The 12,049-nt window shown below is 71.0% G+C and carries 12 protein-coding genes; 11 read left to right on the top strand and 1 reads right to left on the bottom strand.

Annotation, left to right across the window (positions count from 1 at the left end):
- Positions 1-447 (top strand): NBR1-Ig-like domain-containing protein (locus EJK15_RS00825; protein ID WP_206060585.1); only part of this gene is annotated, 447 nt, incomplete at its 5' end.
- A gap of 118 nt (positions 448-565) precedes the next feature.
- On the opposite strand, the gene EJK15_RS00830 is transcribed toward EJK15_RS00825, so the two are convergent.
- Positions 566-3,424 (bottom strand): hybrid sensor histidine kinase/response regulator, encoded by a 2,859-nt coding sequence (locus EJK15_RS00830; protein WP_138708395.1) that lies wholly within the window; start codon positions 3,422-3,424, stop codon positions 566-568.
- A gap of 159 nt (positions 3,425-3,583) precedes the next feature.
- On the opposite strand from EJK15_RS00830, the gene EJK15_RS00835 reads away from it, so the two are divergent.
- The 10 genes from EJK15_RS00835 (at position 3,584) to EJK15_RS00880 (ending at position 12,005) form a co-directional block, all read left to right on the top strand.
- A complete protein-coding gene (locus EJK15_RS00835; RefSeq protein ID WP_138708396.1) occupies positions 3,584-4,270 on the top strand; it encodes a response regulator in 687 nt (228 codons plus the stop codon).
- A 95-nt stretch (positions 4,271-4,365) separates the two neighbouring features.
- Positions 4,366-5,205 carry a glutamate ABC transporter substrate-binding protein gene (locus EJK15_RS00840; RefSeq protein WP_240776684.1) on the top strand — a complete coding sequence of 280 codons (840 nt, stop codon included), beginning with the start codon at positions 4,366-4,368 and terminating at the stop codon, positions 5,203-5,205.
- Between the two features lie 101 nt (positions 5,206-5,306).
- On the top strand, positions 5,307-6,050 hold the full coding sequence (locus tag EJK15_RS00845) for an amino acid ABC transporter ATP-binding protein (protein WP_138708397.1): 744 nt from the start codon (positions 5,307-5,309) through the stop codon (positions 6,048-6,050).
- 7 nt (positions 6,051-6,057) lie between these two features.
- Positions 6,058-6,342 (top strand): type 2 periplasmic-binding domain-containing protein, encoded by a 285-nt coding sequence (locus EJK15_RS00850; RefSeq protein ID WP_240776685.1) that lies wholly within the window; start codon positions 6,058-6,060, stop codon positions 6,340-6,342.
- 4 nt (positions 6,343-6,346) lie between these two features.
- Positions 6,347-7,015, top strand: coding sequence for an amino acid ABC transporter permease (locus EJK15_RS00855; protein ID WP_138708398.1), 669 nt, complete (start codon positions 6,347-6,349; stop codon positions 7,013-7,015).
- Entirely contained in the window at positions 7,012-7,827 is an 816-nt protein-coding gene (locus tag EJK15_RS00860; RefSeq protein ID WP_138708399.1) for an amino acid ABC transporter permease, read from the top strand. The genes EJK15_RS00855 and EJK15_RS00860 overlap by 4 nt, the downstream gene beginning before the upstream one ends.
- Before the next feature lie 82 nt (positions 7,828-7,909).
- A complete protein-coding gene (locus EJK15_RS00865; RefSeq protein WP_138708400.1) occupies positions 7,910-9,301 on the top strand; it encodes an amidase in 1,392 nt (463 codons plus the stop codon).
- Between the two features lie 153 nt (positions 9,302-9,454).
- Positions 9,455-10,453, top strand: coding sequence for a hypothetical protein (locus tag EJK15_RS00870; protein ID WP_171074031.1), 999 nt, complete (start codon positions 9,455-9,457; stop codon positions 10,451-10,453).
- 220 nt (positions 10,454-10,673) lie between these two features.
- Positions 10,674-11,399 (top strand): helix-turn-helix transcriptional regulator, encoded by a 726-nt coding sequence (locus EJK15_RS00875; RefSeq protein WP_240776686.1) that lies wholly within the window; start codon positions 10,674-10,676, stop codon positions 11,397-11,399.
- 78 nt (positions 11,400-11,477) lie between these two features.
- Positions 11,478-12,005, top strand: a complete 528-nt coding sequence (locus EJK15_RS00880) for a hypothetical protein (RefSeq protein ID WP_206060586.1) — start codon at positions 11,478-11,480, stop codon at positions 12,003-12,005.
- Positions 12,006-12,049: the final 44 nt, after the last annotated feature.

Below are 12,049 nucleotides of genomic sequence, written 5' to 3' on the forward strand. Positions count from 1 at the left end.
GTCGTTACCGTTGCGACCGGCGTCGGCGCCGCCCTCTTCGCCTGGCTCGCCCCGCTCGCCGGAGGGGGCGAGCCCGCCGCGCCGAGCACCCCGGCTCAGGCCGTCTCGCCGCATGACGATTCCGTCTTCGAGCGGGATGTCACCTATCCGGACGGGACGGTGGTGAAGAAGGGGACGGAGTTCACGAAGGTCTGGCGGATCAGGAACACCGGCACCGTCCCGTGGCGCGGACGCTATCTCACCCGGCTGAACGACACCAGGTGCCAGGCGCCCAAGCGGGTCGCGATCCGCCCGGTCCAGCCCGGCGAGTCCGTCGACATCTCGGTACGCGTCCGTACCTCCAGCTCCCCCGGCCGCTGCAAAATCTATTGGAAGATGACGAACGAGGCCGGGCATGAGCTGCTCTCCGCCAAGAAGCCGATCTTCCTGGACGTCGTCGTCGCCTGACGCCTCGGCTCAGGTCCCGAAGATCGTCGTCGCCGATCTTGTCGAAGAGGCCGGCCGGCTCGCGGATCGACGTCCCAGTCGATCTGGACCCGGTCGCGGGAGCCAGGGGCGGAGGGAATCAGAAATATGGTGCGTTCATCCAGTGCGGGGTTTCCCTGAGCAGCTCGTGCAGCTCCTCCAGGACCTCCTCCTCGACGCTGCCCCCCGTACGGGCCTGCTCCTCGACGCGCCCGCACAGCGCGGCCTCACGGGCGGCGCCGACGGTGGCGCAGCTGCCCTTGAGGCGGTGCGCCAGCTCGGCCACCTCCCCCAGGTCGCCGGCCAGCGCCGCCTGCCGCAGGTGCTCGAACGTGCGCCGCGCGGTCGCCACGTACGCCTGCGCGACGTCCGCGAGCGCCTCCGCCGACAGGCCGGCCAGCTCGGGCGGGAGCCCCGCGTACGCCGCCCACTCCGGGATCCGGGCGAGCACCCGCGGCCAGTCCACCGGCTTGGCCAGGTGGTCGTCCATGCCCGCCTCCAGGCACCGGATCCGGTCCTCCGGCATCGCCGCCGCGGTCATCGCGATGATCGGGGTGCGGGCCTCCTCGCGCATCCTGATCTCGGCGGTCGCGGCCAGGCCGTCGAGCACGGGCAGCTGGCAGTCCATGAACACCAGGTCGTAGCCGCCGGCCAGCACGGCCCGCACGGCCTGCTCACCGTCGTCGACCGTGTCGACCTCGTGCCCGGCCTGCCGCAGGACGAGCATCGCCACCTGGCGGCTGACCTCGTCGTCCTCGGCGACCAGGATCCGCGCCCCGGGCGTCCCACCGGCGTCCGGCGTCCCCTCGCCCGGCTCCCCGGGGCCCTCCGCGGTGCCCAGGGCGTTCTCCACGGCGGCGAGCAGGCGGCGCCGGCTGAGCGGCCGGGTGATCGACTGCACGGCGCGCTCCCCGGCGGCCGGCCAGCCGAACCGCGCCCGGCCCGGCGTGACGACCACCACGACGCTGGTGGCCTGGAGCAGCGGGTCGCTGAGGATCGCGTGCGCGAGCGATCCGGTCTCACCGTCATCGGCCGTGCCGAGCTCCTCGGCGCCGAGGTCGAGGGCGACGACGGCCAGCTCGTACGGGCTGCCGCCGGTCGCGGCGGCGCGCAGGACGGCCAGCGCGGACTTCGCGTCCCTGGTCTCCTCCACGGCGAGACCCGCGTCCGACAGGAACCGCCCGGCCAGCGACCGGTCCTCGGGACGCGCGTCCGCGACGAGCGCGCGCCGCCCCTCCAGCACCCCGGCCCCCGGCTCCGACCACGTCAGGACGTCCACCGGCAGCCGCACCCAGAACCGGCTGCCCACACCTTCGACGCTGTCCAGCCCGATCTCCCCGCCCATGAGCTCGGTGAGCTGCCTGGCGATGGCCAGGCCCAGGCCGCTCCCGCCGGTTCTGCGCGTGATCGGCGAGTCGACCTGGCGGAAGACGCCGAAGACCCGCTCCCGGTCGTCCGGGCCGACGCCGATGCCGGTGTCGGAGACGGCGAACCTGAGGACCACCCGCGAGCGGCCCGGCTCGCCCTCGTCGAGGGTGACGTGCAGGTCGACGCCGCCCTGGACGGTGAACTTCAGCGCGTTCCCGACCAGGTTCGTGAGGATCTGCCGCAGCCGCGCCGGGTCCCCCGCCACCTGCCGCGGCACGTGCTCGTCGAGCCGCAGCGTGAGCCAGAGGCCCTGCTCGTAGGCGAGGGGCGCGAGCGGCGCGACCACCTCGTCACACAGGCGCGGCAGGTCGAACGGCACCGCATCGACCTGGAGATGGCCCGCCTCGATCCTGGACAGATCGAGGAAGTCGTCCAGCAGGCGCAGCACGTTCTGGGCCGACTCCTGGGCCGTGGTGGCGTAGTGGCGCTGCTCGTCGTCCAGCCGGGTGCCGATGAGCAGGGAGTTCATGCCGAGCACGCCATTGATCGGAGTGCGGATCTCGTGGCTGATCTTGGCCAGGAACTCGGACTTGGCGCTGGAGGCGCTGACCGCCTCGTCCCTGGCGGCGGCCAGCGCGGCCGCGTACCTGGCCAGCGTGGCCTGCGCGCGGCGGCGGACGCGCGTGGAATGGATCTGCAGCCCCAGCCCGATGAGGATGAGCAGCGCGAGCAGGGCGGCGACGGTCAGGACGTTGGCCCGCAACTGCTCCGCTGAGGCCAGCGCCTCGGCGGCGGACACCTCGGCGGTCACCGTCCAGCCGATGCCGGGGATCGGCTCGGACGCCGACAGCACGGCGCCGTCGACGCCGCGGAAGGGGCCGTTCCACGTGCGGCCGGCCAGCGCCGCGTCCACACGCGGGTCCTCGCGCAGGGAGGTGAGGGCGTACAGCTTCCTGCCGGGGTCGGCGATGAGCACGCCGGCCCGGTCGGTGATCAGCAGCTGGATGTTCTGCGCGTCGGCGGCCTCCTCGGCGAACTTCTGGATGGCGTCCAGGCTGTAGATCACGGCGAGGATGCCGAGCATGCGCTTGCCGTCGGCGCTGGGGATCGGCGCGGCCACGGCGACGGCCCTGGACATGTCCTTCATCGTGGGCGTGTACGCCTGCGAGATGTGGGACTCGCGCCGGTCGCGCACGGCGCGGTGCCAGTCGGTGTTGTTGATGTCCTGGGGCAGCGCGCTCGGCGGCTCGGCGCCCAGCATGCGGCCATCCGGCGAGGTCAGGATCAGGCCGCTGACGCCGTCGCGCGTCCGCTTCAGCTCGGCGAGGTAGTCGCGCAGGTCGCCGGCGGTGACGTGGTCCACCGCGTCGCGTATCCGGGGCTGCTCCGCGAACGCGGTGACGAGCTGCCTGAGTGAGCCCATCTGCTGCTCCACCACGACCCGGCTCACCGAGGCGGTGGTCTTGACCCGGTCGAAGACCTCTTCTCTCACCGCCCGATCGGACAGGGAGATGCTGGAGGAGGTCAGCAGCGCCAGGGGCAGCAGTCCGAGCAGCGTCCACAGGGCCGTCACCGCGAGCAGCCATCTCACCGGCGTCTGTCTCCTCCCCTGTCACCCGGGGTACAGAGTAGGAGGAAGCGGGCGCACACGGAGGATCACGCTGAGCAGAACGCGCAAAAGATGATTTTATTCAACAAAAGCGGCCTAAGCTGCCCTGAATCTCTTGTCAGATGAGCGAGGAGCGTCGCGGTGACTGAGCCGAGAGACATCACCGTTCTCATCGTGGACGACGACCCGGTCGTGACGGCGGCGCTGCACGCGCAGGTGAACCGGGTGCTCGGGTTCAGAGTGGTGGGGATCGCGCACACCGGGCACGCGGCGCTCGCGGCCGCGGGCCGGTTCGCGCCCCGGCTCGTCCTGCTCGACCTGCACCTGCCGGATCTCCCTGGGCTGGAGGTGGCGCACCGGCTGCGGCGGCCCGACCAGCCGCCCACCGACGTCATCGTGATCTCCGGGCGCAAGGAGTCGGCGACGGTACGCGCGGCCATGCAGCGCGGCGCCCTCTACTACCTGGTCAAGCCGACCCGCGCCGGGACGCTGGAGCAGACCCTGCTGCGGTACGCGGCCACGACCGAGCAGCTGGAGTCCGGCGGCCGGTTCGCCGAGCAGCAGGAGATCGACAAGATCTTCCGTTCGCTCCATCTCGACCAGGCGGTCCGGCCGAAGAGCATCTCCGCGGCCACCGAGCAGGCGGTGCTCGACGCGCTGTCGGCCGTCGCGGACGACGTGTCGGCGCACGAGCTCGCCGCGTCGATCGGTGTCAGCCGCGCCACCGCCCGCCGCTATCTGGAGCACCTCGCGGACCGCGGGCTGGTGGAGGCGCGGCCGAGATACGGGCCAACCGGCCGGCCGCAGCACCGGTACCGGGCACGGTGACCGCTGTGACATGGCGATCTCATGCCGACTTCTGAGACCACTGCGACATGGCGATCTCATGCCGACTTCTGAGACCACTGCGACATGGCGATCTCATGCCGACTTCTGAGACCGTGCTCCGGACGCTGCTCGCCGTGCTGCTGTGCCTCCTTCCCGCAGGCTGCGGCGAGGCGGACGGGTTCCCCGAGGGCTCGACCATGGCGCGCATCAGGGACCGCGGCGTGCTCATCGTGGGCATCAAGTTCGACCAGCCGATGTTCGGCTACAAGGACCCGGCCGGCGGGCGGATCATCGGGTTCGACGCGGAGATGGCCCGGCTGGTGGCCAAGGACCTGACCGGCAGCGAGCGCAACATCCGCTTCGTCGAGACCGTCTCGCGCGAGCGGGAGAACTTCCTCGCCCAGCAGGTCGTGGACCTCGTCATCGCCACCTACTCGATCACCCAGCCCCGCGCCGAGCGGGTGACCTTCACCGACCCCTACTACTACGCCGGGCAGGACGTGCTGGTCAGGTCCGGCGACACCCGCATCGACGAGCTGTCGGACCTGGACGGCAAGACCGTGTGCACGGCCACAGGTTCCACCTCCGTCGACAATCTGCGCGCCGAGGTCCCCGGCGCCGAGCTGGCGATCGTCGACGGCTACAGCGTGTGCGTGCCGGCGCTCCTGGCCGGGCGCGTCGACGCGGTCAGCACCGACGACACCATCCTGCTCGGCCTGCAGGCCCAGCATCCGAACGCGCTGCGGCTGGTCGGCAAGCCGTTCGGGCGGGAGCCGTACGGGATGGGGGTCCGCAGGCAGGACACGGTCTTCCGCGACCACCTCAACGGGCTGATCGCGCGCTGGCTGGCCGACGGCCAGTGGGACAGGGCCTACCGGGACACCATCGGCGTCTCCGGGGCGACGTCCGATCAATCCAAACCTGCGCAAAGATGATCAGAATCCCCAATCTCTGAGCAGAAAGCACATAAGTCCTTTCACAGAACATGCGGCTCCTACGGTTGCGCCAACGCCGACCGAGACAAGGAGCGTGACGCATGACCCAGGCGGACCTGATCGTCCTGGACCAGGTCAACAAGCGCTTTGGCGACCACCACGTCCTCAGGGACGTCGATCTGACCGTCGGGCAGGGCGAGGTCGTCGTGATCATCGGCCCGTCCGGGGCGGGCAAGTCGACCCTGTGCCGTGCGATCAACCGGCTGGAGACCATCGACTCCGGCACGATCAGCGTGGACGGCACGGCGCTTCCCGCCGAGGGGCGGGCGCTGGCCCGGCTGCGCGCCGAGGTGGGCATGGTCTTCCAGTCGTTCAACCTCTTCGCGCACAAGACCGTCCTGGACAACGTCGTCCTGGGACAGGTCCACGTGCTGAAGCGGCCGAAGGACGCCGCCGTGCGCAAGGCCCGCGAGCTGCTCGACCGGGTCGGCATCGGTGCGCAGGCGGCCAAGTTCCCCGCCCAGCTGTCCGGCGGGCAGCAGCAGCGGGTCGCGATCGCCCGGGCGCTGGCCATGGACCCGAAGGTGATCCTTTTCGACGAGCCCACCTCGGCGCTCGACCCGGAGATGGTCAACGAGGTGCTCGAGGTGATGACAGGGCTCGCCCGCGACGGCATGACCATGGTCGTCGTCACCCACGAGATGGGCTTCGCCCGGCGGGCGGCCGACCGGGTCGTGTTCATGGCCGACGGCGAGATCGTCGAGCAGGCCACCCCCGACGGCTTCTTCGGCGCGCCGAGCAGCGGGCGCGCCCAGTCCTTCCTCGCCAAGATCCTCACGCACTAAGGAGCGCATGTCATGTTCGATCGGCGGCCAGCTCGACGCCATCACCACCGACAACGTCATCCTGGCCGGCTACGCCGCGCAGCACGCCGGCAAGCTCAAGGTGGTCGGCAAGCCGTTCAGCACCGAGAAGTACGGCATCGGACTGAAGAAGGACGACACCGCCGGTCGCGACGCGGTGAACGACGCGCTGGAGAAGATGTTCTCGGACGGCAGCTGGACCAAGGCGCTGCAGGGCAGCGTCGGTGCCTCGGGCTTCGCCCTGCCGCAGGCCCCGCAGCTGGAGCGGTACTGATCCCATGGACGCGTTGCTGATCGAGGGCGAGACCGTCCTGGCGGCGTTCTGGATGACGGTACGGCTGACGGCGGTCAGCGCGCTCGGGTCCCTGGTGCTGGGGACGCTGCTGACCGCCATGCGGGTGGCGCCGCTGGCCTCCCTGCGGGGCGCCGCGAGCTGCTACGTGTCCGTGGCCCGCAACACGCCGCTCACACTGGTGCTGCTGTTCACCGGGCTCGGCGTCGGCGCGAACCTGGGCGTGGAGCTGTCGGACGACATCGCGACCAACAACTTCTGGCTCGCGGTGATCGGGCTGACGGCCTACACCTCGGCGTTCGTCTGCGAGGCGCTGCGCTCCGGGCTCAACACCGTGCCCGTCGGCCAGGCGGAGGCGGCCCGCTCGCTGGGGCTGGGCTTCGTCAAGACGCTGCGGCTGATCACGCTGCCGCAGGCGTTCCGGGCCGTCGTGGCGCCGCTGGGCAGCATCCTGATCGCGCTGACGAAGAACACCACGATCGCGCTGGTGGTGGGCGTGAGCGAGGCGTCCGTGCGGATGCGGGAGATGATCGAGACGTACGGGGACCAGGTGATCGAGATCTTCCTCGGCTTCGCCGGCGGGTTCGTGCTGCTGTGCCTGCCGATGGGGCTGGCCTTCGGCTGGCTGTCGCGGCGGATGGCGGTGGCGCGATGAGCTACGCCAACCTCTACGAGGTGCCGGGGCCGCGCGGGATCCGCCGGAACCGGACGCTGGCGGCGGGCGTCGCGGCCGTCCTGCTGGCACTGGCGTACGTGGTGTACGTGCGGTTCGACGCGAAGGAGCAGTGGGCCGCGGACAAGTGGACGCCGCTGCTGCGGGGCGACGTCTGGGCCACGTTCATCCTGCCCGGCCTGGCCGGGACGCTGGCCGCGGCCGTGGCCGGGGTGGTGCTGGCCGGGCTGTTCGGGCTGGTGTTCGCGACCGCCCGGATGTCCGATCACCGGTGGATCCGGGTGCCGGCGGCCATGGTGGTGGAGTTCTTCAGGTCCGTGCCGCTGCTGCTGCTGATCTTCTTCGCCGTCTTCGGGTCGTACGTGCTCATCGGCGTGAACATCTCGGCCTTCGCCGCGGTCGTCTTCGGGCTCACGCTCTACAACGGCTCGGTGCTCGCGGAGATCGTCCGCGCCGGGGTGCTGAGCCTGCCCAAGGGGCAGCGCGAGGCGGCGTACGCGACGGGCATGCGCAAGGGGCAGGTGATGCGGCTGGTCCTGCTGCCGCAGGCATTGCGGGCGATGATGCCCGCCGTGGTCAGCCAGTTCGTCGTGCTGCTGAAGGACTCGGCGCTCGGGCTCATCGTCGGCTACGACGAGCTGGTGGATCGGGGCCTGAACGGGATCGCGGCCAACTTCTCCAACGTCATCCCCGCGGCGATACTGATCGCGGCCATCTTCATCGTGATCAACATGTCGCTGGACCGGCTGGCGCACCGGCTGGGCGCGGGCGGCCGCCCCTCCCGCTCGGGGTGATATTCAGGTGGAGTCTGCCCGGATGTCGTGACACACGGATTCGACGGCCTTCATGACGCCGCCGGACCCGGGAAAGGATCCCATGCCACCCACCCCCGGTCCCTTCACCGGCCGCACCATCGCCGGCCTCGCCGCGGACCTCCGCGAGAGGCGAGCCACGTCGGCCGAGCTGGCCGAGCGGGCACTCGACGCGATCGCCGCGCTCGATCCGGTGCTCAACGCGTTCGTCACCGTGGACGCCGTCGGCGCGCTCGCCGCCGCGCGGCGGGCGGACGAGGAACTGGCCGGCGGCACCGACCGGGGGCCGTTGCACGGCGTGCCGGTCGCGGTGAAGGACCTCATCATGGTCGCCGGGCTGCCGGTGACCATGGGGTCGCGGCACTTCGCCGGGCACGTCCCGGACGCCGACGCCGAATGCGTGGCGCGGTTGCGGCGCGCCGGTGCCGTCATCGTGGGCACGACCACGACCCACGAGTTCGCGTACGGCCCTACGGGCGACCGCTCCGCCGCCGGTCCCGCGCGCAATCCGTGGGATCCGGCGCGCATGACGGGCGGCTCCAGCGCCGGCAGCGCGGCGGCCGTCGCGGCGGGCCTGGTGCCGCTCGCGCTCGGCACCGACACCGGTGGTTCCGTGCGCATCCCGGCCGCGCTGTGCGGGGTGGCCGGCTTCAAGCCCGCGTACGGCGCGATCCCGGCTGACGGTGTCTTCCCGCTGTCACGCACGTTCGACCACGTGGGCGTCCTGGCGGGGGACGCCCACGACTGCCTGCTCGCCTACCGCTGCCTGGCCGGCCCGAACGGGCAGAAGGAGATCGGCCCGGCACATCCGGCCCGGCTCGGCAGCCCGGCAGACCTCGCCCGGCCCGCCGGCCCGGAAGGCACCGGCCCCGTCCGGGTGGCCTGGCTGGATCCCGCCGGGCTGTTCGCCGGCGATCCGCGCGTTGTGGAGGCGGTGCGCGCGGCGTCCGGGGCGCTGGAGGAGGTACGGCTGCCCGAGGACGTCGGGGCGGCGCTGCGGGAGACGTACACGGCCGTCCAGAGGTGTGAGGCGGCGGCCGTGCACGCCGACCGCCTGGCCGAGGCGCCCGAGCTGTTCGACCCCGAGGTGCTCGAGCGCCTGCGCGCCGCCGCGGAAGTGCCCGGCTGGCGGTACGTGCGCGCCATGGACGCGCGCGCCGGGCTCGCCGAGGCGGTCGGCGCGCTGTTCGGCGACCATGACGTGCTGGCCCTGCCGACCGTGCCGATCACCGCCCAGCCGCTCGGCCGGCGCGAGACCGAGATCGACGGCGCGCCCGTCGCCGTGCTCGCCGCCCTGCTCGCGCTGACCAGCCCGTGGAACGTGCTCGGCCTGCCCGCGCTGACCGTGCCCGCCGGGACGGTGAACGGCCTGCCGGTCGGCCTGCAACTCGTCTGCCGTCCCGGCCGGGAGCTCCTGCTCTTCGAGGCCGAGTCGTGCGGACCCCGGAGCGGATGAGCGGGTGGATCACATCCCCCGCACGGCGGATGTCGAAGCCGGGCACGTCCAGTTCAATGAAATGGATCAGCTGGAACCGCCGAGTTCGCCGGCCCTGCGAGGCAGGCGCCCGAACTGTGAGCGACGCCGCGTCCCCGCAACTGGAGACACCACATGGTAGAGATTTCGAAGAACGCGAATCTTCAAAAGGCGCCCGATCGCATCGAGCTCGACGCCGCCCCCAAGGCCACGTCCCTGTTCGTGAACGGTCACTTCCCCAGGCGTCGTGCGCTGGTCATCGGGCTCAGCGCGCTGGCCGGGTTCCTGCTGACGGTCATCTGGTCGGCGGAGCTCGTCGACAGCGTCATCGGCGACAACGTGGCCAACACGCTGCTCGGCCACGACGCCAAGGAGACGCCCATCGCCGGGGTCGCGGCGGGCATCGCGTTCGCCTTGGTCTCCGGAGTCGCCGGAACGTTCACCGCCTGCAACATCGCGGCGTTCGGCGCGCTGGCCCCCCTGGTCGGCGGCACGCACTCGATCAGGGCCCGGATCGCGCACATGCTCAAGCCGCTCGGCTGGATGTCGGCCGGGATGCTCGTGGTGTCGGCGGCGTACGGAGTGATCGTCGCACTGGTCGGCACGAGCCTGCCCCAGTTCTCCACGGCGCCGAGCGTCGCGGGTCAGCTGAACGCCCGCACCGTGCAAACCATGATCATTTACGGCCTGATCGGGCTTGTCATGATCTACCTGGGGCTGGCCGCCGCAGGCGTCGTCAAGGACCCGCTGGCGCGGATCTCGGCCCGCTATCCGAACGCCCCGATGGTTCTCATGGGCGCGCTCATCGGCGCGTTCCTGATCGGCCGGCCCTTCTCGCTGTTCCGGCAGATGTTCCGGGACGCGGCGGAGAGCGGCAACATCCTGTACGGAGCCGCGGCCTTCATGCTGCAGTCCATCGGCAACATCGCGGTCATCACGATCCTCTTCGTCGTGTTCGGCCTGATGATGGGCGGCCGGGTGCAGCAGTGGATCAGCGCCAAGCCGAGCCGGTCCGCGGTCATCATCGCCGCCGCGTTCATCGTGGCCGGCGTGTTCATGGTGATGTACTGGGACGTTCGCGTTCTCGCTCGCCGGGAGATCATTCCCTGGTACCCGATGGCGCCCTGGGCATGACACCTCATGAAGGCTCGCATGCGGCGACGCACGCGAAGCTGACGCACCGGCTGTGGCCGCCGCTCCAGGATCACCGGCAGACCGGGGAGACCAAGGGTCCCCGCGCCTACGAGGCAGGTTCGGATATCTTCTGCTGACACCGCGCGAATCGCACCGGTCAGGGTCTGCCGGCAGGACCCGCGCCGGGTGAGAAGACCGGCGCGGTCCGCGAAGGAGGCGTGTGGACGAGAGCGTGTCGTTGGCCCAGCTTGCCCATCGGCTGGAAGAGGTGGTGGGTGAGCTGCGCGGCATCCCCGTCGACGTCGAGCGGCTGGAGGACAGCGAGCTCGTCCGGCAGCAGATCGCGCAGGCCGCCCACTCGGCCGGCGAGCTACGCGCCATGCACCCGGTGGGCTCGCCGGAGCAGGGCCGCCAGGAGCAGAAGAGCAGGCGCGCCGTGCTCGACGCCCTGCGGCGCGGCATGGCGATGCGCACGATCATCCACGCGAGCGTTTTGGACGACCCGCGCAAGGCGGCCCGGATCAGGGAGCTGCATGCCTCCGGCGATCTCCACCGAGTCGTCGACGAGCCGATCCAGCAGCTGCTCATCTTCGACCGCGCGGTGGCGTTCGTCCGGATCACCCCCGTCCCCTACTCGCCGGGCGCCCTGATGATCAGACAGCAGAGTCTGATCACCACCCTCATCGACCTGTTCGAGCAGACCTGGACCAGAGCCCGGGAGGTCACCGAGTCCGCGCACCGGCTGACCCCGCGTGAGCGCCAGGTGCTCGCTCTGATCGCCGAAGGCCGCTCCAACAGCGCCATCGCCCGGGCCCTGTCGATCACGGAGGCGGCCGTCGGCAAGCACGTGGCCGGAGTGTTCGCCAAGCTCGAGCTTCCCGCGACTCAGGACGACAACCGGCGGGTGCTGGCGGTGCTCGCCTATCTGCGCGGCGCGGCGAGGTAGGGCCAGGCCTACCTCGTCCTCGCCCCAGCCCCCATGCGAACGGGACCCGGCGCGGACTTCAATGACGTCATGCAACGAATGACTGGATTACTGGTTGGCGCGATCTTCGGCGCGGTCTTCGTCGTCGTCAACGCGCAGAGCCCGCTGAACACGGTGACCGTGAATCTCCTGCGGGTGGCCGCCTGCCTGGGGGCCGCGAGTGTCATCGCCATGTGGTTCGCCACAGCCAGGAAGGCGCAGTCCACCGGGGACCCGCGGCGGAACATGTTCGGCCGCGGCTACCTGATCATCGTCGCCGCCGAGGCGATCCTGCTCTTCGGCGGGGTCCGGGTGCTCGCCGCCTGGGGACTTCCCGAGCAGGCCAACGTGGGCTGGGTGGCGTTCGGCGTGGGTGTGCACTTCATCGCGTTGGCGCCCATCTGGAAGGACTGGAGCATCGCCGTACCCGGTGCGGCTCTCACCCTGCTCGGCGCCGCCGGTCTCGTCCTGGCCCCGACAGCCGCCGTCGCCTGGGTACCGTTCGTCAGCGGTGTGCTGTCGGGGGTGGTTCTTCTGAGCGGCACCATCACCTTCGGCTGGCGTGCCGTCACGGCTCGGACGACCTAGGCCGCCACGCGGCCGTTGAGATCCCTCATGCTCATCTCTGTTGT

Source organism: Nonomuraea basaltis (assembly GCF_005893125.1).
Taxonomy (GTDB): Bacteria; Actinomycetota; Actinomycetes; order Streptosporangiales; family Streptosporangiaceae; genus Nonomuraea; species Nonomuraea basaltis.